Annotated in this window: 21 protein-coding genes; 14 read left to right on the forward strand and 7 right to left on the reverse strand. The window is 53.5% G+C overall.

Annotated features, from left to right (window positions below):
- Positions 1–2: 2 nt before the first annotated feature.
- On the reverse strand, positions 3–2,594 hold the full coding sequence (locus tag JYB63_RS18840) for an EAL domain-containing protein (RefSeq protein WP_205659474.1): 2,592 nt from the start codon (positions 2,592–2,594) through the stop codon (positions 3–5).
- Positions 2,595–2,990: 396 nt separating this feature from the next.
- On the opposite strand from JYB63_RS18840, the gene JYB63_RS18845 reads away from it, so the two are divergent.
- The 11 genes from JYB63_RS18845 to JYB63_RS18895 all read left to right on the forward strand — a co-directional run bounded on the left by JYB63_RS18845 (position 2,991) and on the right by JYB63_RS18895 (position 12,588).
- On the forward strand, positions 2,991–3,338 hold the full coding sequence (locus JYB63_RS18845; protein WP_205659475.1) for a hypothetical protein: 348 nt from the start codon (positions 2,991–2,993) through the stop codon (positions 3,336–3,338).
- Between the two features lie 270 nt (positions 3,339–3,608).
- Positions 3,609–3,887, forward strand: coding sequence for a BufA1 family periplasmic bufferin-type metallophore (locus JYB63_RS18850; RefSeq protein WP_205659476.1), 279 nt, complete (start codon positions 3,609–3,611; stop codon positions 3,885–3,887).
- 138 nt (positions 3,888–4,025) lie between these two features.
- Positions 4,026–4,868 carry an MbnB/TglH/ChrH family RiPP precursor modification enzyme gene (locus JYB63_RS18855; RefSeq protein ID WP_205659477.1) on the forward strand — a complete coding sequence of 281 codons (843 nt, stop codon included), beginning with the start codon at positions 4,026–4,028 and terminating at the stop codon, positions 4,866–4,868.
- On the forward strand, positions 4,868–5,656 hold the full coding sequence (locus tag JYB63_RS18860; RefSeq protein WP_205659478.1) for an HvfC/BufC family peptide modification chaperone: 789 nt from the start codon (positions 4,868–4,870) through the stop codon (positions 5,654–5,656). Before JYB63_RS18855 ends, JYB63_RS18860 begins: the two co-directional genes overlap by 1 nt.
- Positions 5,649–6,137 (forward strand): RNA polymerase sigma factor, encoded by a 489-nt coding sequence (locus JYB63_RS18865; RefSeq protein WP_205659479.1) that lies wholly within the window; start codon positions 5,649–5,651, stop codon positions 6,135–6,137. The genes JYB63_RS18860 and JYB63_RS18865 overlap by 8 nt, the downstream gene beginning before the upstream one ends.
- Positions 6,134–6,790, forward strand: coding sequence for a hypothetical protein (locus JYB63_RS18870; RefSeq protein WP_205659480.1), 657 nt, complete (start codon positions 6,134–6,136; stop codon positions 6,788–6,790). The genes JYB63_RS18865 and JYB63_RS18870 overlap by 4 nt, the downstream gene beginning before the upstream one ends.
- 136 nt (positions 6,791–6,926) lie before the next feature.
- On the forward strand, positions 6,927–7,547 hold the full coding sequence (gene gmk / locus JYB63_RS18875) for a guanylate kinase (protein WP_205659481.1): 621 nt from the start codon (positions 6,927–6,929) through the stop codon (positions 7,545–7,547).
- A 69-nt stretch (positions 7,548–7,616) separates the two neighbouring features.
- The gene (rpoZ, locus tag JYB63_RS18880) at positions 7,617–7,829 is read left to right on the forward strand and encodes a DNA-directed RNA polymerase subunit omega (RefSeq protein ID WP_205659482.1); all 213 of its coding nucleotides are present in this window, start codon (positions 7,617–7,619) and stop codon (positions 7,827–7,829) included.
- 307 nt (positions 7,830–8,136) lie between these two features.
- Positions 8,137–10,263 carry a RelA/SpoT family protein gene (locus JYB63_RS18885; protein ID WP_205659483.1) on the forward strand — a complete coding sequence of 709 codons (2,127 nt, stop codon included), beginning with the start codon at positions 8,137–8,139 and terminating at the stop codon, positions 10,261–10,263.
- A 262-nt stretch (positions 10,264–10,525) separates the two neighbouring features.
- Positions 10,526–11,851: an HDOD domain-containing protein gene (locus JYB63_RS18890; RefSeq protein ID WP_374730442.1), complete on the forward strand. Its 1,326-nt coding sequence runs from the start codon at positions 10,526–10,528 to the stop codon at positions 11,849–11,851.
- Between the two features lie 98 nt (positions 11,852–11,949).
- Entirely contained in the window at positions 11,950–12,588 is a 639-nt protein-coding gene (locus JYB63_RS18895; RefSeq protein WP_205659485.1) for a LysE family translocator, read from the forward strand.
- 47 nt (positions 12,589–12,635) lie between these two features.
- Here JYB63_RS18895 and JYB63_RS18900 read toward each other — a convergent pair whose 3' ends face one another.
- Positions 12,636–14,546, reverse strand: a complete 1,911-nt coding sequence (locus tag JYB63_RS18900; RefSeq protein WP_205659486.1) for an ATP-binding cassette domain-containing protein — start codon at positions 14,544–14,546, stop codon at positions 12,636–12,638.
- 115 nt (positions 14,547–14,661) lie between these two features.
- Here JYB63_RS18900 and JYB63_RS18905 point away from each other — a divergent pair, with 115 nt between their 5' ends.
- Together JYB63_RS18905 and bamJ are read left to right on the forward strand one after the other, a co-directional pair.
- Positions 14,662–15,165 carry a TIGR02444 family protein gene (locus JYB63_RS18905; protein ID WP_205659487.1) on the forward strand — a complete coding sequence of 168 codons (504 nt, stop codon included), beginning with the start codon at positions 14,662–14,664 and terminating at the stop codon, positions 15,163–15,165.
- A gap of 162 nt (positions 15,166–15,327) precedes the next feature.
- On the forward strand, positions 15,328–16,050 hold the full coding sequence (gene bamJ, locus JYB63_RS18910) for a BamJ family beta-barrel-assembly machinery protein (RefSeq protein WP_205659488.1): 723 nt from the start codon (positions 15,328–15,330) through the stop codon (positions 16,048–16,050).
- A gap of 64 nt (positions 16,051–16,114) precedes the next feature.
- On the opposite strand, the gene JYB63_RS18915 is transcribed toward bamJ, so the two are convergent.
- The 3 genes from JYB63_RS18915 to JYB63_RS18925 all read right to left on the reverse strand — a co-directional run bounded on the left by JYB63_RS18915 (position 16,115) and on the right by JYB63_RS18925 (position 19,926).
- Positions 16,115–17,845: a bifunctional protein tyrosine phosphatase family protein/NAD(P)/FAD-dependent oxidoreductase gene (locus JYB63_RS18915; protein WP_205659489.1), complete on the reverse strand. Its 1,731-nt coding sequence runs from the start codon at positions 17,843–17,845 to the stop codon at positions 16,115–16,117.
- A 108-nt stretch (positions 17,846–17,953) separates the two neighbouring features.
- Complete coding sequence (locus JYB63_RS18920) at positions 17,954–18,832, reverse strand: MBL fold metallo-hydrolase (protein ID WP_205659490.1); 879 nt, start codon at positions 18,830–18,832, stop codon at positions 17,954–17,956.
- 242 nt (positions 18,833–19,074) lie between these two features.
- Positions 19,075–19,926 (reverse strand): LysR substrate-binding domain-containing protein, encoded by an 852-nt coding sequence (locus JYB63_RS18925; RefSeq protein WP_205659491.1) that lies wholly within the window; start codon positions 19,924–19,926, stop codon positions 19,075–19,077.
- Positions 19,927–20,100: 174 nt separating this feature from the next.
- Here JYB63_RS18925 and JYB63_RS18930 point away from each other — a divergent pair, with 174 nt between their 5' ends.
- On the forward strand, positions 20,101–20,277 hold the full coding sequence (locus tag JYB63_RS18930; protein ID WP_205659492.1) for a hypothetical protein: 177 nt from the start codon (positions 20,101–20,103) through the stop codon (positions 20,275–20,277).
- A 38-nt stretch (positions 20,278–20,315) separates the two neighbouring features.
- Here the strand turns inward: JYB63_RS18930 and JYB63_RS18935 are convergent, their stop codons facing one another.
- Complete coding sequence (locus JYB63_RS18935) at positions 20,316–20,705, reverse strand: RidA family protein (RefSeq protein WP_205659493.1); 390 nt, start codon at positions 20,703–20,705, stop codon at positions 20,316–20,318.
- 171 nt (positions 20,706–20,876) lie between these two features.
- Positions 20,877–21,605 carry a TSUP family transporter gene (locus JYB63_RS18940; protein ID WP_205659494.1) on the reverse strand — a complete coding sequence of 243 codons (729 nt, stop codon included), beginning with the start codon at positions 21,603–21,605 and terminating at the stop codon, positions 20,877–20,879.
- Between the last annotated feature and the right edge of the window lie 82 nt (positions 21,606–21,687).

Consider the following 21,687-nt stretch of genomic DNA (forward strand, 5'->3'; position numbering starts at 1 on the left):
GGTTAGCCCATCCGGGTGATACGGTCTTCGTTCTTGCCGTGGCGCATGGCATATTCAAAGAAGTCATCGGCGGCCAGCGCCGGGCTGAAAATAAAGCCCTGAATCAGCGGACACTGCTCATCCCGCAGGACATCTAATTGCTGATTTTCTTCCACTCCTTCGGCGATGACCTCCAGTTTCAGACTTTTCCCCAGGGTGAGTATGGCCCGGGTAATGGCCAGATCATTGACGTCATGGGCGATATGGTCGATGAAGCTACGGTCGATTTTGATCTTGTTCAGTGGCAACTGCTTCAGATATGAGAGTGATGAATAGCCGGTACCGAAGTCGTCCAGTGCCAGCCGGATGCCCATGTTATATAGCCGGGTAAGTTTTTCCGGGGTATCCAGTAAGGCGCTTTCTGTTACCTCCAGCTCAAGCGCCTGTGCCGGGCAGCCGGTTTCCGTCAGGCAGTTGACAATATGATCAATGAAGTCCGGTTCCTGCAGCTGGTGGCAGGAAATGTTCACCGCAATGGCCCGCAGGCTGAGCCCCTGATCCCGCCAGCGCACCCATTGCTCACAGGCTTCCCGGATGACCCAGCGGCCGATCGGGTTAATCAGCCCGCTGGATTCGGCGTAGGGAATGAAGTCAGCGGGGCTGATCCATCCCTGCTCACGGGGCCAGCGAATCAGGGCTTCACAGCTGACTGTCAGGCTGCGTTTAACACAGACCTGTGGCTGGTAATGCAGACAGAATTCCTGGTTATCGATTGCCCGGCGCAGGCTGTCGATCATATTGATCCGGTGTTGCAGGTTGACCGTCAGATGGCTGTCGTAGAAGGCGAAGGCGTTTTTACCGTTACGTTTTGCCTGATACATTGCAGCATCAGCATTACGTAACAGCAATTCGGAGCTGTGGCCGTGTTCAGGATAAATGGCGATGCCGATGCTGGCGCCGGCAAAAATCTGTTGCTCGCCGACCGTGAATGGGGCGGTAAAACAGTCCAGCAGTTTCTGAGCAATGGTGACGGCGTCATCTTTGTCGGGCATAAAGCCGGTCACAATGGTGAACTCGTCGCCTCCAAGCCGGGCCAGGTGATCTTCCTCCCGTAATGTTCCCTGCAGGCGTTCTGCTACCTGACGTAGCAACTGATCGCCGGCGCTGTGACCGAGGGTGTCGTTGACCTCTTTAAAGTTATCCAGATCAATGAAAAACAACGCCAGTGAGGCGTTATGCTCAGCGACGGTTTGCAGCATGGTTTCCAGATGATCGTTACCGGTCAGGCGGTTTGGCAGATCGGTCAGGGCATCGTGCTGAGCGGTGTGGCGCAGGATGCTGGTTTGCCGGTTCAGGCGATCAATCATCCGGTTGACGCTGCCGGCCAGCTGCTTGAATTCGTTAAAGAATATGCTGTCTTTATTCAGGTGGATGCCATTTTCAACCGCGTCGTTGAAGGCGTGCTGGAAGAGCATTAAGTTATGTTGCAAACGGCGGCTGAAGAAATAGGCTGACAGTAAAATCAGCAGTGTAGCTGTCAGCAGTATGAGAATAGCAGTTTGTACCCGGGTGTTTACCTTGCTGGCGAACTCCGCACTGCGCCGGGCTATTTCAGCATCGATCGTATCCAGATAGGCGCCGGTACCGATATAGACCTGCCATTCATCAATGCCCACCATAAAGGCAATTTTCTCAGCGATGTCACCGTCAGGTTTTTCCCAGAAATAAGAGTAAAAGCCTCCGTCAGGATACTTGTTGACCAGTTTGACGGAATCCTGAACCACTTTTTTTCCCTTTGGGGACTGCAGTTCCCATATATTGGTCTTACCTGCGAGATATTTACCCTGTGCGGCATACAGGTCACCGGTGTAAGACACCACAAAGAAGTAATCCGGTTCCATTTTGGATGTCGGGGTTTGTGCTATGTCCTGCAGAATACGGGTGCGGTTGCGCTGCTCAAAGTCTTCCAGATAATCACCGCTGCCAATGATCCAGTTATAGGGTTCGAAACGTTTTACAAAACTGTATTTACGTTCCAGGGTGCTGTTATCTTCCGGGGGATACCAGTCATACAGGATGTAGCCTTCATCTTCGGTGGAGACCAGTTCAAGTGTCTTCTGGGAGACCTCGTGTTTTTCCCTGGCGTGCAGGCTGGCGTCCATGGTGTGCCCTTCAATCGTCGGGTCAGGCGGGTACAGCAGGGGTGTTTTGTTGAATGAGTCAATGAAGTAATAACTGCGGGAGTTGGCAAAGTGGCTGTACCGCAGAGCGTCGATTATCCGTTGCTGAATATTAAAGTCCGGCAGGCGTTTATGGTATTGGCGGTGAATTCCCGTGGCGACACTGTGAGCCTGATACACATGGTTTTTCAGATGATGGCGCAGTTCGGTACTGGCCCGCGCCTGTTGCTGATGAACGAATTCACGCATCCGCAGAACATCGTTGCGTAAAATCTGTTTTTGCTCTTCCAGATAGTTTTCTGCAAAGCGCCGGTTGGTGTCAGCCAGGTCACGGTATTCGCTGTCTATCCACAGATAACCAATGACCAGCGTTGTGATAAAGATCACCGCCCCGACTTTGATCATTAATGAATTAACAACACTGCTACTGGCCACAGATTTTGGTCCTGTAGATTTCCTTATGGTGTTTAATGCCTCAGCGCCTGCAGCTGTATCCTGCGGAACGTTATTGGCGTTATTGAGTTAAATGTAGGTCATATCCGGTGATTATTTGTACTGAGAAAGGAAGTTTTTACCTGCGCCTTTGCTCGGTTAATTTAGCAACGCTATGATTTTATGAAGAAAAAACTCAATGGATCCGGCGGATATGACGGCTGTTAAGCATAACTGTTTTGGGCAGTTCCGGTGTTTTAAACGGCTTTATGCGGATGTTTTACCCGGTGTGAGGCAGGCTAAACAGGCAAGTAAAAGGGCTTCAGACGGACGTGTTTTGCATTTATGGCCGGCCTGGTGGACAATTTTCCTGTTACCCCCTGATATGGAAATTCAATTATGCGCCTGCTCACTTTGCTGTTTGTTTATGTACTGGCTTTGCCCGCTTATGCGGTGGATGTCTGTGACTGTAAAGGCAGTAAGAAACCGGGAGGTGAGTGTTATGCCGGCGTGGGTGGCCCGGCGTATGCCGGTGTAGGTGGGCCTGCTTATGCGGGTGTGGGTGGTCCCTGTTATGCGGGTGTGGGTGGTCCGCGGTACCGAGGGGTTGGCGGTAAGCTTTACGCCGGAAAAGGTGGTCCGCTTTATAAAGGGGTGGGCGGTGCCTGTTATGCCGGTGTGGGTGGCCCCTGTCAGCGTAAGCACCCTGATTATCTGGAACGCTGTCCTGAGGCGTGCCGTAACTGATCTGCTTTTCTAAGTACGCTTCCCCGGTGCTGTCCGGTACCGGGATCCCGGATTTTTCCCTCCATGCCGATCGCTGTTCTGCGATAAATACTGATTTTTTTCATTTTTTTGCAATCAAACCTGAAGCACGTTCGTTAACCCTTATGAGTCACAACAAAAATGACTCTTAAGACCTGCCTCGCAGGCCTGTGAATGCTAAGGGGAATAACAGTTCTGTTCGCAGGTTTGATGATCAGTCAGGAAAATATAAAAAATCTGAGGATATCGATCATGTCTAAATCAACACTAGCACTGAAAACAGCGATTGCCGGTATTGCCCTGGCGGGTGCCTCTGCAGCGATGGCTGTGCCGGATCAGCCAGCCGCGTGGGAAAAGTGCGCCGGCGTAGCGATGGCGGGTAAGAACGACTGTGGTGCGCTGGACGGTAAACACGGTTGTGCCGGTCAGTCTACGGTAGATAACGCGGCTAACGAATGGGTATACGTGCCGGAAGGTACCTGTGCCAAGATCGGTGGCGAAGTCGCTAAGGTTAAGCCAGCGAAGGCATAACCCGGTTCCTGCCCGGAGGCTGGCGGAGCGAGGCTGCCAGCTTTTCCGGGTAAGTAACACCGCCGTGTGACTATGCTGTTACAAGCGCTTGTATCCACGAACGCTTCAGAGAGCATATGCATACCGAAGGAGTCAGGATTGAGTAATCATCAACTGATGGGATCGCTACCCGCCCGTGCCGGGATAGGTTTACGCTGGCCGCATATCGATCAGTTACTGGCGGAACAGCCGGATGTGGCCTGGCTGGAATTGCTGGCAGATAATCATCTGCATACCGGCAATCTGGATTATCACCGGATGATGGCGCTGGCAGAACGTTACCCGGTTGCACTGCACTGTGTGTCGATGAATCTGGCCGGTAATGACCCGCTGGATTTTGTCTATCTGGAGCGGATTAAGCGTCTCTCACAGGATACCGGTGCTGCCTGGATTTCCGATCACGCCTGTTTTTGCAGCCATGGCAATGCTCACAGCCATGATTTACTGCCTCTGCCGATGACCGAAGCTTATGCTGAACATCTGGCGGCGAGAATTTGTCTGGTTCAGGACTATCTGGAACAGCGGATTCTGCTGGAAAACCTCTCTACCTACTTACGGCCTCCGGTGGCCGGCTTGCCTGAAGGGCAGTTTCTGGCGCTGGTGGCAGAGCTGGCGGACTGTGATTTATTGCTGGATGTGAATAACTTTCAGGTGAACAGCATCAACTTCGGTGATGATCCCAGGGAACAGATCGGTTACTTACCGGCAGACCGGATTCGTCAGATGCATCTTGGCGGATATCAGAAAACTGACTGGGGCGCGCTGGATACCCATGGCAAAGAGGTCTGGCCGGATGTCTGGGAGCTGTTCGCTGACACTGTCGCAAGAACCGGTGCGCGGCCCACGCTGATTGAATGGGACAATGATATTCCTGAACTGCCCCGTCTGCTGGAAGAGGCTGCCCGGGCGGATCAGATTTTACAACAGCGGGAGGTGGCTTAGTGGAAGTTCATAATCTGCCGGATGGTGATGCTTTTTCTCCTCAGCACTGGCCGCAGTTGTTAAACGATGCTTTGCAGGAACGGGCGGATACCCGTGACTGGCAGGCGGCCGGTAACGTTTCACCGGCAACAGTGCTGGACGCTTACCGGAACAATACCCGGGAAGGGCGCATCCGGGCATTGCAGGTGACCTTTCCTGTGGTGGAACAGTTGCTGGGAAATGCTGCGTTTGCCGCCTATGCAGGTGATTATGTTACCCGGTATCCGGCAGTTGCCGCGGATCTTGATACCTTTGGGGATCAGTTCGCGGACTTTTTGCGTGACTGTCAGCCGTTGCAGGAACTGCCCTACGTGGCCGAAATGGCCGCATTTGAGTGGTGTGTACAGGCCGCCCGCTTTGCGCCATTAGAGGTTGTACTGAGTGGTGAAGCGCTGATGCAGAGCGATGAGCAGCAGCTTGAAACGCTGCGGGTCTGCACGCCCCGGAGCTTACAGCAGCTGAAGTGCGAGCATAACATTCATGACTTGTGGTTGTGGCATCGCCAGCCGGAGGGTGACTTTCAGCTCCAGCATGGTGCCTTTAATCTGGTGATCAGTATGCAGCGCTCGGCAAGGCAGGGCTGGCACATTGCTGCACTGGCAGCGACCGCTGAAGAGGCCGGTATGCTAAACAATATTGATCATGTGTTGCTGACCGATGTGGCAGAAAACTTTTCAGCCCGTGGTCTGGCGGTCAGCGAAACCCTGCAGAGCTGGTTAGTCCGGCAGTGGCTGGTGGCCCATGATTGATCAGGCCCAGCTTAATCGCCTACACCGGTATGCGGTGTCTTTATGCCGTCATGGGGATGATGCCTTTGACCTGGTGCAAAGCGCGCTGGCGAGCTTTCTGGAGCCGCCGGTTAAACAGTTCGATGATCCGATCCCTTATTTGTTTACCAGTATCCGTAACCGTTATATCGATATCTACCGCCGGGATCAGAAGGTGCAGAGCACTCCGTTACAGGATGAGCACAGAGAGGCTGCTGATTATGATCTGCAAGTGCTGGAAACGGTGATGGTGAACGAACGTCAGGTGAATTACCTGATGAACATGCTGGATGACCAGGAACGTGAAATGCTGTTCCTCTGGGCGGTGGAGGGCTACAGCACTCAGGAAGTGGCGACCCTGATGGCATTACCAAAGGGCACCGTGTTATCTAAAATACACCGCTTGCGGCAGCGCTTGCATCAGAGCAAGGCCAGGGAGAATAATTGCGGGGTGAGTTTATGACTCAGCACAGTGAAAAACCGTTGAAACAGATGGTGCATGATTATTATCAGCGCATTGAGCTGACACCGGAGCAGCTGCAGCGCTTACAGGCAATGCAGGTGCCGGCACAGTCCGTGGCCCGTGAGTCTTTCTCAGGCCGGCAGCAGTTTAAACAGTATGGCGGCTGGCTGTTCGGTTGTTGTGCGCTGCTGTTACTGGCTGTGCAACTGTGGTGGCCGCACATTGCCAGCGGGCCTTATCCGAAAGCCCATGAGATCGCGGCGGAAGTGGCGTATAACCATTTCAATCGCCGACCCTTGGAAACCCGTGGCAGCAGTTTTCCGAAACTCAGCGGGTATTTTACCCAGCTGCAGTTCGAGCCGGTGCTTTCCAGCCTGCTGGGCAGGGAAGTGTTTCAGGGTGCCCGGTATTGCTCCCTGAGCAGTATCCGGGCTGCTCAGTTCCGGGTTGAAGATGTGAATGGTGAGGAACAAACCTGGTATCAGGTGGATTATCAGCCTGAGGTGTTTGGTCCGCTGCCGGATATTGGCCGGGGTGAAGCGCCGGTGATTGCTTACGGAAAAGGTTTACCGGTCAAAATCTGGGTAGAAAAGGGCATGTTGTTTGCCCTGACGCAAAACCCGGATAGCCACCGGCAAACCGCTGAACAGTGAGGTCTGCGAGCGCTGTTAACCGGCTCGCGGGCAGCCAGGAACCCTGACGGGGTCCCCGGTGCGGTGGCTAATGCTGTCCGCCCATCGGGGATTGTTTTACAATGCCTGCATTTTTAATGTTCGAGAGTTCTTCCCCATGAGCAAGTTAGGCACCCTCTATATCGTTTCTGCGCCGTCCGGCGCGGGTAAAACCAGTCTGGTAAAGGCGTTACTGGAACAGGATCAGCAGATCTGTGTATCGGTTTCCCATACCACCCGTGACATGCGTCCGGGCGAAGTGGATGGCAAAGATTATAACTTTGTTACCCTGAGCGACTTCGATGCGATGATCGGCCGTGGTGAGTTTCTTGAATATGCTGAAGTGTTCACCAATAAATACGGTACATCTCAGGTTTGGGTGGAGCAGCAACTGGAGCAGGGGCTGGATGTGATTCTGGAAATCGACTGGCAGGGTGCCCAGCAGGTTCGCCGCCTGATGCCGGAGAGCGTATCTGTCTTTATTCTGCCACCATCAACTGAAGCCCTGCGTGAACGTCTTACCGGCCGCGGTCAGGATGCCGCAGAGGTCATTGAGCACCGAATGTCTCAGGCGATCAGCGAAATGAGCCATTACGGTGAGTTTGATTACCTGATCATCAATGATGATTTCCAGACTGCACTGGGTGAATTACAGTCGGTATTTGCCGGTCAGCGTCTGACATTAAACCGTCAGCAGCGAAAGCATCAGGGTTTACTGGCCGGGCTCTTGTCAGCTTAAGCGCACTTAGGTAAACTTTCGGGTCAATTTTTATACATTTTTTTACGTACGAAAGTACCGAGGTCCCGAATGGCTCGCGTAACCGTTGAAGATTGTCTGGAACACGTAGACAACCGTTTTGAATTAGTCATGCTTGCGTCCAAGCGTGCCCGTCAACTAGCTACCGGCGGTAAAGAGCCAAAGGTAGAGTGGGAAAATGACAAGCCGACTGTTGTTGCGCTGCGTGAAATTGCTGAAGAGCATGTCAGCAAAGCAACAATTGATGTAGTCGAAGAAGCGTAACTGCTTACTTCCTGCAATCGTCAGGTGAGTCGCTGAAAACACCGTTTACAGCATCCCCTGATGACTCAGTTAAAAATGGCCGGTTTTTACCGGCCATTTTTATTTCCGGCTGCCAAAATAAGTAACCGGAATGACCCGCCAGTACGCCGTTTGGCGTCGTTATACAGTCAGAAATCTGCCCATATTGCTGCTAAGCTGATATTCCGGGCGTAAATCCTCTGTTTTAGAGTATTTAGCACTTGCACAATACAGGTGTAGTTTTGTAGTTTTAACAGTAAGTTATCCGTAAATCATGCAGGAGTACCTGATGCCAACCATTGATGCGCTTTCTGACCGGTTATCCGGCTATCTTGATCTCGAGCAGATCAGGGCCGTGCGGCGGGCGTATTTTTACGCAGAACAGGCCCATGATGGCCAGCGGCGTAAAAGTGGTGAGCCGTATGTGACCCACCCGCTTTCGGTGGCGTCTATTCTGGCGGGCATGCATATGGATCATCAGAGCCTGATGGCGGCGATGCTCCATGACGTGATTGAAGATACGGAAGTAAACCGTGACGGTCTGGCCGGTCAGTTCGGTGATCAGGTCACCGACATTGTTGACGGGGTCAGTAAGCTGACCCATCTGGAGTTTGAAACCCGTGCAGAAGCGCAGGCGGAAAACTTCCAGAAGATGGTCATGGCAATGGCGGTGGATATCCGGGTTATTCTCGTGAAACTGGCGGACCGGTTGCACAACATGCGTACCCTGGGGGCCATGCCACCGGAGAAACAACGCCGTATTGCCCGTGAGACGCTGGATATTTATGCGCCGGTCGCAGCCCGTCTGGGTATGCGGGATATGCAGCTGGAACTGGAAGATCTGGCGTTCCAGGCGTATCACCCGATGCGCTCCAAATACATTCGCCGGGCGGTGGTACAGGCCCGTGGTCAGCGCAAGGATATTATTTCCAGCATTGAAGAATCCATCCGCAGCCGCCTGAGTCAGGAAGGCTTTGGCGGAGTGGTATCCGGCCGGGAAAAGCACCTCTACAGCATTTACAGCAAGATGAAGAGCAAGGGTAAGTCCTTTGAGGAAATCATGGACGTGTTTGCTTTTCGGATCGTGACCGAAAGTGTTGATGACTGTTACCGGGTACTGGGGGTTATTCACAGCCTGTACAAGCCGGTTGCCGGGCGATTCAAAGATTACATCGCCATTCCTAAAGCCAACGGCTATCAGTCCCTGCACACAGATTTATTCGGCGCCCGTAATATCACCATTGAAGTACAGATCCGCACCAAAGAAATGGATGCGGTTGCCAGTCAGGGTATTGCGGAGCACAGCCATTACAAGATTTACGGGGATTCCAGCAGTGCGGTGGACGGTTATAACCGTGCCCGTAAGTGGGTGCAGAGCCTGCTGGAAATGCAGAAGCGTGCCGGCGATTCCATGGAGTTCATTGAAACGGTAAAAACCGACCTGTTCTCCGACGAAGTATATGTATTCTCACCGAAAGGCCGGATTTACGAACTGCCACAGGGGGCCACTGCGGTGGACTTCGCCTATGCCGTTCATACGGATGTGGGTAACTCCTGTATCTCCTGCCGGATTAACCGCCGGCTGGCGCCGTTATCCCAGACACTGGAAAGTGGCCAGACCGTGGAAATCATTACCACTGCCAGTGCCCGTCCTAACATCGCCTGGATGAACTTTGTGGTGACCGGTAAGGCACGTTCAGCGATCCGTCACTTTGTTAAGCAACAGCAGCGTGATGAATCCGTCGAGCTGGGCCGTCGTCTGCTGAATCAGTTCATGAGTAACTTCGGTACCTCGGTGGATGAGGTCGATCCGACCCGGTTGCAGACACTGCTGGAAGAGATGCAGCTTAACAGCCTGGATGATCTGCTGGTGGACATTGGCCTGGGTAACCGCATGGCCTACGTGGTGGCACGTCGCCTGCGGCCTCGTTCTGATGAGGACGAGGGCAGTAAAGATCTGGGCCCTGTTACCAGCGACAAACCGTTTGCCATCAAGGGCACAGAAGGCATGGTCATGCACTATGCCCGTTGTTGCGGCCCGATCCCAGGGGACAAGATTACAGGCCATATTTCCTCTGGCAGAGGGCTGGTTATTCACCGCACTGACTGCCGCAACATCGCCTTTATGAAAGATGACGCTGAGAAATGTGTTTATCTGGAATGGTCGGCGACCATTGATGAAGAATTCACTGTGAATCTTGATCTGCAGGTTGAGCCGGCCAGAGGCCTGATTGCTTCGCTGGCAACCACTGCAGCCGGTGCAGGTTCCAACGTCTTTAAGATTGATATTACCGAGACAGACTCGCCTCTGAGTACTGTGCACATGGATATCACCGTTACCAGCCGGATCCATCTGGCCCGGGTGATGCGTAAACTGAAGTCCCTGCCGGCGGTATACAAACTTACCCGCGTCTGAGGAATAAAGATTCTCTGATCAGAAAAAGCACTTCCGAACAGAAGTGCTTTTTTTTCGTCCGGTTATTTTTTGCTCATGAAATGCCCGGGGTGACCGATACCCTGTCTGTCGGTTAATCACCCGGTTGTGCTGGGTTTTAGCCCCCAAACTGGGAGGCTGAGCATGGACACTGCCGGGCTGACTTTGTAGTCTGGTTAACTAAACCGCAAACTTTAGCGGCCTGAATTGAAAAGCCTGAATAAACTGGTGGATGGAGATGGCTTTGGCGACTCACAGTATGCAATCAATGCAACCCGCTCACGCTGATGAGCCTAAATATCGCATCCTTATGGTGCACGATACCAGCACGAAAGCGCTGGTACTGGTGCCGTCTGATCAGTTACTGGATCTGGTCAGCATCTGGAACCATTCAGAGCTACGTCTGCAACCTTTGCGCAGCCGCGAAGCGATCAAGTTTTTTGGTCAGGCGGCACTGAAAACCGAAAAAGGTCTGCAAAAGCTGATGGGCCTGAAGGTCTATATGGATGCCGGCCTGAATGATCTTGATGTCATTGAAGCCGTTGAGCCTTATACCGGCCGGGTATTTGAAATTCGCCGTCACTGGATTCAGCAGCCTGTGGTGCTTAAGGCGCTGGCGCTGACTACTACGTCTATCAGCAATGCCCAGCCTGGCGGCAGCGATACCAAGGTTATTACCCAGGCGGTGGAGCGTTTTACCAGCCTGCGGGTGAAGCAGCGTCTGGAAGATACACTGGGGATGCCGGCGTTGCCGTTGTCCATGAAGAAACTGATTGCCCTGCGTTCTGACCCGATCGCCGGGATTGATGACCTGGTACCGCTGGTACGGGTTGATCCGAGTCTGGCGGCTCAGGTAATGAGCTGGGCCGCATCTCCGTATTATGCAGCGCCAACGGATGTGCAGTCTGTTGATGATGCCGTGGTACGGGTACTGGGCTTTGATCTGGTACTGAATCTGGCTTTAGGTGTTGCGATGGGGCAGACCCTGGCGGTGCCGGATGATACTCCTCGCGAAGGTGTACCGTTCTGGCAGCAGGCGGTGTATACCGCGGCCTTGTGTGAACTGCTGTGTAAGAAGGTACCGGTTGCGGTGCGGCCTAAGCTGGGGATGGTATATCTGGCGGGCTTGCTGCATAACTTTGGTTATCTGGTACTGGCTCACGTATTCCCGTCGTATTTCTCGCTGTTATCCCGGTATATTGAGGCGAACCCGCATATGCCGTCTGAGTACATTGAGCAGCAGGTACTGAACGTGACCCGTGAGCAGATTGGCTCATGGTTGCTGGACAGCTGGTCACTGCCGGACAAAGTTTGTGAAGCGGTACGCCATCAGCAAGATCCGAACTATCAGGGTGATGCTCAGCAGGAAGTCGGCCTGTTATACATCGCTTCCCGTCTGTTACGCTCGAAAGGGTTGGGTGACGGCCCGGAAGAAGAGATTCCCAGTGCACTGTTCAAGCGTTTACAGATCAGCCGGGAAGACGCAGATGAAGCGTTAGAGAAGATCGTCGAGAACCGAACAGAACTGGAAGCCCTGGTGAATTCAATCGCACCGGCAAAAGCCAGTTAAGCTGGCCAGTTAAGTTAAGCCTGTTAATGAAAGCGCCCTGGCAGATGCCGCGGCGCTTTTTTTGTTTTTAGCTTTTGTTTTCAGCTGCAGGAGGATAGATGGATTTAGCACAGATACTGACCTTTACACTGGTCGCGACACTGCTGGTTATATCACCGGGGCCAAATGGCGTACTGATTGTTAAGTCGGTCACCACGTCAGGTAAAGCGGCCGGGTTTGCCAACGTAGCGGGGTTTGTCGGCGCTTTTTACCTTCATGGTGCTTTGTCGGTACTGGGAATATCGGTGATTCTGGTGCAGTCAGCCCAGCTGTTCTTTATCGTAAAAATGCTGGGGGCGGCCTACCTGTGCTGGATCGGCATTAATGCCTTGCGGGCTGCGCTGAAAGGCAACGGTGGCACGGCTGGTCCGGTATCTGTTAAAACACCGGTAAAGTTACAAAGCCTGAGGCACGCCTGGGTGGAAGGGTTTCTGACCAATGCACTTAACCCTAAGGTGTCGATGTTTTATCTGGCGGCGTTTCCGCAATTTATACCGCTGGGCGAGGGGGCTTCGTCAGCTTTCCTGCTGGTGCTGATTCATTCACTGATCAATCTGCTGTGGTTCTCAGGCATGGTGATGCTGCTGTCCCGGTTTATGGGTTTTACCCGGGCAGGTGTGATGCAGCGGGCACTGAAAGCGGTGACCGGCGCTGTATTTGTGACGTTCGGAATTAAACTGGCCTCGTTTGAGGCCTGATGTTTGTCGCGTAAATGGCAGGGGGCTCAGTGACCTGAGCCCAGCTGTTATTCGGCGGTCAGTTGCTCAAGTTCTTCCAGTTCTTCGAGCTTTTCCATCCATTCGGTTTCGACCGCTTCGCTGCGCTGTTGCAGCGTGGCCTGCTGCTGCAGCACATCTTTCAGCTCAGCCTTTCGGGCTTCTTCATAAATAGAGGTATCGGCCAGCTTTTCTTCCACCGTTGACAGTTGTTCTGCCAGGGTTTCCATTTCCGCTTCCAGCTTTTCGGTGGCTTTCTTTAATGGGCGGAGCATACTGCGGCGCTCAGCGGCCAGACGCTTTTGTTCTTTACGTTCAGCGGCGCTGGCAGAACGGTTTTCCCGTTCCGGCTGTTCAGTCTGATTGTCTTCCCGGCGCTGGTTCGCTAGCCATTGCTGGTAGTCGTCCATGTCGCCTTTAAACGGCGCCACCTGCTGATCGGCAACCAGCAGGAATTCATCCACACAGTTACGTAATAAGTGACGGTCGTGGGAGACCAGAATCAGCGCCCCTTCAAAGCCCTGCAGGGCCAGTGTCAGAGCGTGGCGGACTTCCAGGTCCAGGTGGTTGGTCGGTTCATCGAGCAGCAGCAGATTCGGTTTCTGCCAGGCAATCAGTGCCAGTGCTACCCGGGCTTTTTCACCGCCGGAGAACTGCTTGACCGGTTCCAGCGCGCGATCACCATGGAAGTCGAAGCTGCCAAGGAAGTTACGGATTTCCTGATCGCTGGCCTGTGGAGCTATGCGTTTAATGTGCAGACTCGGTGAAGCTTCCAGATCCAGTGCTTCCAACTGATGCTGGGCAAAGTAGCCTACCTTCAGATGTTCGCCGCTTTTCCGTTCACCGCTGAGTAATGGCAGGTCTTCGGTCAGGGACTTAATCAGGGTGGATTTACCGGCACCGTTCGGGCCCAGCAGGCCGATACGGGCGCCGGGCACCAGACTCAGGGAAACCTGCTTGAGGATTGCTTTGTCATAACCCAGATCAGCTTTATCCAGTGTCAGCAACGGGAAGGAGATCTTATCGCTGGCCTGAAAGCCGAAGCTGAACGGGCTGTCGACGTGGGCGGCGGAAATGGTTTCCATCCGTTCCAGTTCTTTTACCCGGCTCTGGGCCTGTTTGGCTTTGGAGGCTTTGGCTTTAAAGCGGCGGACAAAGTTTTCGATTTCGGCAATCCGCTGTTGCTGTTTCTCATACTGGGCCTGCTGCTGGGCAAGCCGTTCCGCACGCATGACTTCGAAGTCTGAATAACCGCCTTTGTACAGATCGGTTTTTTGCCGGTGCATGTGCACGATATGGGTGGTGACAGCATCAAGGAAATCCCGGTCATGGGAAATCAGTAACAGGGTGCCCGGATAGCTGCGCAGCCACTGTTCCAGCCAGATGGTGGCATCCAGATCAAGGTGGTTGGTGGGCTCATCGAGTAGCAGAATGTCAGAGTGACACATCAGCGCCTGTGCCAGATTCAGGCGAATCCGCCAACCCCCTGAAAAGGTGCTCACCGGACGGCTGGCATCAGTTGGCTTGAAGCTCAGACCATTCAGTAACTGGTAGGCGCGGGACTCTGCCGTGTAGCCGTCAATCGCTGCCATCTCTGCATGCAGCTCGCCACTGCGGTGATGGTTGCCACTGGTTTCGGCTTCTTCCAGTTGTTGCTGAATATGGCGCAGCCGGCGGTCACCGTCGAGCACATACTCCAGTGCGCTGCGGTCGGAGTCCGATACTTCCTGTGCCATATGGGCAATAATCAGATTAGTCGGCAGCGAAAGGTCGCCTTCATCAGCCTGAAGCTCACCCAGAATCAGCTTAAACAGTGATGACTTACCAACCCCGTTCGCGCCGATAATACCGACTTTCTGGGTGGCGTGAATGGTCAACTGGGCCTGTTCGAGCAGACGTTGCGGGCCCCGTTGCAGGCTGAGCTGGTTTAACTGAATCATGGTTCTTACCGGACTGGCAGGCTAATATCGGATGCCGGTGAACATCCGGCGCTGATTTTGGCTGCGGATTCTAGCACAAATCAGCCGGTGAATAAGCGTTTGAGTGAGGCACAGAATGTCGGAAATACAGTCAGCAGATAACAGTTTATGGCGCTTTGCACTGGCCTTTTACAGCCGCCCGGGAGTTGCGCCTCTGTGCCTGCGGCTACAGTCCGAGCAGGGGCTGGCGGTTAACCGGGTGATCTTTTGTCTGTGGCTGGCCAGACAACAGCAGGGGGTCGTGGCGGAACTGTTCAGCGATAAAGCCCTGCAACACTGGCATTACGAGCGCCTGCTGCCACTGCGGGCGCTGCGTTACAGCGTGCGTGAGGAACGTCAGCAGGATAACCGGCTGGAAGCTGCCTATGAACAGCTTAAGCAGGCGGAACTGGCCTGTGAAAAAACCGAACTGCAGATGCTGTACGACCTGGCAACGGCGAATGACCTTTGCCCGGCGCTTTCGTTGCCGGCGGATGATCTGGCCAGAGCCAATCTGGAAGTGTATCTGCAAACGGTGCAGGGGCAGTGGTCCGGACTTTTACAAACATTGCTTGATTTATATACAGAAACTGGCATTTAGGTTGAACTTTTCACTGCCTGCCCCCACTAAGGCAGGATATATAGAAGCAGCTATGATAAGTTGAGCCTTACGTACAGATTCTGTACAGATGCTTTTAAGCAGAGATCTCAGGCTGAAAGCTGCCGATTCCGATACTCGGACAGACAAAACTAAGGAAATGAAATGAAAAAGACGCTGGTTGCTGTTGCCGTTGCAAGTGCGTTCCTGGTGGGGTGTGGTGAAGAGAAGAAAGCCCCTGCACCGGTAGAGAAGCCTTACACTCTGGATACTGAAACGAAAAAACTGAGCTACGGCCTGGGTATGGTGCTGGGTGAGCGCTTAAAAGCTGATTTCGAAACAATGGATTACGATGCACTGCGCCGCGGTGTTGAAGCAGCGTATGCCGGCGATGAAGGCCTGATGAGCCGCGAAGAAGTTGAAAAAGTGCTGATGGAAGCGCAGCAGAAGAAGGTTGAAGAAGCCCAGAAAGAAGCTGAAGCACTGGCTGACAAGAACAAGCAGGACGGTATGGACTACATGGCAGAAAATGCCAAGAAGCCGAATGTGACGACTACTGATTCCGGCCTGCAGATCGAGCACCTGACCGAAGGTGAAGGTGAAAGCCCGACCGCTGAAGATTCTGTAATGGTGCACTACAAAGGTACCCTGATCGACGGTACTGAGTTCGACAGCTCTTACAGCCGCGGTGAGCCGGTTTCCTTCCCGCTGAACGGCGTTATTCCTGGCTGGACAGAAGGTCTTCAGCTGATGAAGAGTGGCGGTAAAGCCCGTCTGGTTATCCCGGCTGACCTGGCTTACGGCCCGGCTGGCGCTGGCGGTACCATCGGACCGAACGCGACACTGGTATTCGAAGTTGAATTACTGGAAATCAATCCGGAAGGCTAAGTCTTAGGTTTAGCGATACAGAAAACGGGAAGCTTTAGCTTCCCGTTTTTTTATGCCCGCCCTTTTATTTATCCAGCGCGTCGGAGGCTTCATGTTTGGTAGGGCGATGGCTGAGAATTTCCGGTTCTGCCAGCCATTCCTTGCCTTTCAGCATGGCGTTCCAGTAGATCCATGGCAGCATCTTTTCTTTCAGTAACCAGGACAGGCGGGATGGCCGGGTACCCTGTACCAGCCAGGTGGGGAAGGTCGGTTGTAGCTTACCGCCGTAACCAAATTCGGCCAGTACGATTTTGCCTTTCTCAACGGTCAGCGGACAGGAACCGTAGCCGGCGTAAATGGCTCTGGGGGCTTCGCCTTTGAGGGCCAGCAGGACATTTTCCGCCACCACCGGCGCCTGTTTTCGTACCGCTGCTGCGGTTTTTGCATTCGGCGTATTGCCTGCGTCTCCCAGGCCGAAGATATTTCCGTAGTGGTTGTGCTGCAGGGTTTCCGGATCGAGATCCAGCCAGCCAGCGGCGTCCGCCAGCGGGCTGTTGCTGATAAACTTCGGGGCCTTTTGTGGCGGGCAGACGTGAATCATCTCGAAAGCCTTCTCAATCTCCCTGCTTTCGCCCTCACCGTCGGTGACGCTGAATGTTGCGGTTTTGCCCGGGCCGTCGATAGCGGTAAGCGTGTGCTGAAACTGCAGCGCGATGTTGTATTTCTTCACATATTCCATGAGCGCGGGTACGTAGTCGGCGACACCGAACAGGCCGGGGCCGGCGTTACAGAATTCCACATCAATGTTGTCCAGCCGCTGAGTGCGTAACCAGTGATCGCAGGCCAGATACATGGCTTTCTGCGGCGCGCCTGCGCATTTGATCGGCATAGGGGGCTGGGTAAACAGAGCTTTGCCGGATTTGCAGTTCTGGATCAGCTCCCAGGTGTAGGGGGCCATATCGAACTGATAATTAGAGGTTACACCGTGGCTGCCAAGGTTTTCCCGTAAGCCGGGTATTGCGTCCCAATCCAGCGTCAGTCCCGGGGCGATGATCAGGATGCGGTAACCCAGCCGCTCACCGTCTTCGAGAACTAACTGACGCTGTTCCGGTTCGAAGTGGCTGACGGCTGCCTGATACCAGTGGCAGTCCGGATGCATGACATCGGCCATTGGACGCACGGTATCTTTACGGTTGAATACGCCACCGCCAACCAGTGTCCAGCCAGGCTGATAATAGTGTTCGGTATTGGGTTCAGCGATGGCAATGTCCAGATCCGGCTGGCGTTTTAACAGGCTGGCTGCCGTTGCCTGACCACCGGCGCCACCGCCGACAATCAGGATATCGTGCTGTCGGCCGGCAGTAACCGGCTGGCTTTCCTGATCACTTACCTGCTGATTCGCTGCGTTCAGAATCCGCTGCTTCTGGGGGGCCAGATCGTAGCCTGCCTGTGCCGTGGCTGTAAGAATGGCAGCGACATCCAGGCGGGGAGCCTGCGACAGCGCCCAGAGTGTGGCGCTGCGGGTACCGGTACGGCAATAGGCCAGCACCGGCCCCTGCACCTGATTCATCAGGGTGGCAAATTCTGCAACGTTGGCATCGGTAACATTACCGGCTTCTGCAGGTAAGTAATGCCAGCTCAGCCCGGCCCGTTGGCAGGTTTCTTCTAACAGCCGGTTGTCCGGCTGATCTTCAGATTCATTTTCTGGCCGGTTACAGATAATCGTGCGGAATCCCTGTGCGGCCGCCAGACCAATATCGGCGGAGGTAATTTGCGGGCTTATGCTGATAAAAGGGCTGAGCTGACGTACGTCCATGAGAGCGTTCTCCTGGTTTCCGGATGCGGGTAATACCCGGCTGCAGCAGTGTACAGCCGGCACAGAGAGTGTCCGGATTAAAAGTATCCGGTGATGATTAGCCTGAAATCAGAACAGGTTGAGCGGGATTTTCAGATAATGCTGACCGTTGTCCTCTGCAGGGGGCAGATGCCCGGCACGCATGTTCACCTGTACTGAAGGCAGGATCAGTTTGGGCATACTCAGGGTGGCGTCCCGGCTGGTGCGCATGGCAACGAAGTCGGCTTCGTTAACGCCTTCCTGAATATGGATATTGTGCTGGCGCTGCTCGGCTACGCTGGTCTGGTGGGCGTATTCATCCCGGCCTGGCGCCTTATAGTCGTGGCACATGAACAGGCGGGTTTCATCCGGCAGTTGGAAAATACGGTGAATTGAGCGGTACAGCATGGCGGCATCACCACCGGGAAAGTCGCAGCGGGCAGTACCGTAATCGGGCATGAACAGGGTATCGCCCACAAACGCAGCATCGCTGAATACATAGGTCATGCAGGCAGGAGTATGACCCGGCGTATGCAGTGCCTGGCCGGTCAGCTGGCCAATCTGAATGGTGTCGTTGTCTTCCAGAAGAACATCAAACTGGCTACCGTTGGTGGCAAATTCTTTCTCAGCGTTAAATGCCTGGCCGAAGGTTTTCTGTACGGTGCAGACTTGTTTGCCAATGCCGATAAGGCCGCCGGTTCTGGCTTTCAGATAGGGCGCAGCGGACACATGATCAGCATGGACATGGGTTTCCAGAATCCAGTCTACGGTCAGAGAGTGCTGGTCGACGAAGGCCAGTAATGCATCGGCGGAAGCGGTGTTTGTTTTGCCGGAGGCATAATCAAAATCCAGCACGGAGTCGATGATTGCACAGTGGTTGGATTCCGGGTCCTGAATCACATAGCTGAAGGTGAAAGAAGGCTCATCAAAAAAGGCGGTGACAATTGCAGGTTTGGCATTGGCTGACATAAGGCTGTACCGAATTTATTGTAATTTGGTTATAAGCATAAAACTAAATGGAATATATAAATTAGATCAGCCTAATATGGATGTCAATCAGTGTGGTTAAAAATTATCCACCGGGGCGACCAAAGTTCTACTGTCTATCAGTGTAGCTGTGACTGGCTGGCAGGTAGAAGTTGCAGTGTCTGTGATGGCTGTGGCGTTGTTCCGGAAGTGATGTCCGGGGTAACAAAGATAAATCCGCCAGCTCAGCTAATGATCAGGTTTTGACGGGCGAGCAGTTTTTCCAGTTGCTGAGCTGGTGCCGATGGTCGGCTGCGCAGCTCGATATACATGGGGGGGAGTTCCGGCAGGTGGGGCAGGTCCGCCAGTTGCCAGTCCTGACCGAGGCCGCGCAGCGGGCGGACGGTGATGCCAAGGCCAGCCCGGACAGCCATCATCAGGCTGGCGAAGCTGCTGGTATGGTAGACCTGTTGCCAGCCGATATTTGCCTGATCCAGTGCATCAATGCCGCGCTGGCGGAACTGACACCGGGGGGACAGGAATGCCAGCGGCAGGGGCGTGCCCGGTTGTGGATAAAACTGTGGCGATGCCACCCAGGCCAGCGGCTCTTCGCTGATCTGCAGCCCGGTCAGGGCACTCTGCCGGGGTTGCAGCAGTAGCACCAGATCATAATTTCCGGCATCAAATTCTTTACCCAGATCCTGGCTGAAACCGCAGTGTACTTCTAAGGCCAGCTGTGGATTGGCCTGCCTGAACTGTCCCAGTAGTGATGGCAGCAGTGTTTCTGATAATGCCTGAGATATACCGATTTTCAGTTGCTGATACTGGCGGGGGCCGGTAACCGCGGCGACAGCGTCCTGATGGCTGCTGAGAATACGCCGGGCGTGGCCCAGAAATACCTCGCCTTCAGGGGTGAGTACCCGTTTGCGGCCCTCTGCCTGGAACAGGGAGACACCGATTTCCTGTTCCAGTTTTTTGATTTGCTGGCTGACCGTTGACTGGGTTTTATGTAACCGCTCCGACGCTTTGATGAAGCCCTGTTCATGCACCACGGTAACGAACGTATTGAGCAGTTCAGAGGAAAGATTGGCTGACATAACCGGTCACCTGTTCAGACTGTTTAATCCAAGACTGTTTAATTCAGGATTGTTTAATCGTATTTCACGAACGAAATGATAATTATAAATCGTTATTAATGATCTATTGTCGTCTTTAAACTGGCCTTTGTAAACCCGGAAAAATTATCCGGCCTGAGACAGAGGTACAGTAAGATGACAGATATAACTGACAACCAGAGTGGCGAAGACAGTATCCGCCGGGACAGCAGTGGCGCTATTGATTACCGGTATTATCTTTTACAGGGCAGGAAGGTCAGGGCTGAAACTGCATGGTCGCTGGTGCGCAGCATATTCGGGCGTAACAGGAAGGATATAAAAAATCGGCAATGAGATGTCCGGTCGGAGTGACATCCCATTGCCGATTGGTGCTAGCTTGCCAGCTGAGTTTTCATCGCGGCGTAGGCGACGATCTCGCACAGCATTTCTTCGCGGGCCAGACCTGCAACGATCATGGCAGCCCGGTTCGGGAACGGAGCTTCAAAGTATTCTGCATACACCTGATTGAAGATCGGCAACTGATCACGGTGGGTCACGTAAATCAGTACCTGGGTAACATCAGCCATGGTCAGGCCGGCAGCTTCAATCGTATGTTTAAAGTTCTCCATGGTCTGGCGGGCCTGTGCCTCAATGCCGCCTTCAACAACCTGGCCTTCAGCGTTAATCGGAATCTGTGCCGTAGACAGATGGCCGTTTGCCGTGACGGCCCATTCTAATGGCGCTTTCGATGCGAATAGGTCGGTTTTTACAGCTTGTTTCATGGGGGTACCAGTTGTCTTGTCATTCATGGTGAAGTGATGCATGCGCTAATTGGCGATGCTTGGGTTAAAAGAATGATAGGAACAACTGTCTGATAATAAAAATTAATTATTTATATTTTTAAATAATATAATTTTATCAGTGTGTGAGCGGCTTTCATTTGTTCTTATTTTTCAATGGTTTGATGCGGATGCAATGAGCAGAGAAAAGCCTGCAATCAGCATCATTAAATCGAGAATTCTGTTGAACTGGGCGGTACTCATCCGCAGAACGATGTGTTTTCCCAGCCAGGCACCGATAATCAGAATGCCCCCCAGTGCGGCACCCTGAATCAGAATGTGGTTATTCAGTGCATCCGCATTGCCGAATGCCGCCAACTTCGCCAGATAGACCAGCATTGAAGCTGCTGCCTCGCTGGCAATAAGCGGCCCCTGTAACAGCCCGGAGGCGGTAAACGCAGCAATGCTTAGTGGCCCGGAAGAGACGACGATTCCGGTGATGAAACCAATAAACAGACCCGCTACTCCCAGTTGCCAGAGTTGCAGTGTGAACTGCCTGTGCTGTAAATGGCGGCGCAAAGGCAACATGACCAGAAAGAAGCTGCCGAGAATCAGGTTGGCGCTGCGCTCTGAAAGAGTGATAAGGGTATTGGCTCCCAGCATCGCGGCGGGAATACTGGTGACTGAATAGGTCAATACTGCGTGCCAGTGAATCTGCCGCCACCAGATGGCTACTCTGCCAAGGTTTGCCAGCACTGCGGCAACCGCCATGACCGGTACTGCCGTCTGCGCGCCCAGCGTGTAGAACAGTACCGGTAGCAAAATGATGGAAGAGCCGGTGCCGATGATACCCGCCAGTGTGCCGGCGAAAAGCCCGGCCACAGAGATATACAGATAATCCACGTATAAGATCCTGAATGTGCACAGATTTCGCCGCCGGTGGGGAAATTCTGTGTGCCAATTTAACAGGTTTGCAATGCTGCAC

Origin of the sequence: Aliamphritea spongicola, from assembly GCF_017051665.1 — a bacterium.
Classification (GTDB): Bacteria; Pseudomonadota; Gammaproteobacteria; order Pseudomonadales; family Balneatricaceae; genus Amphritea; species Amphritea spongicola.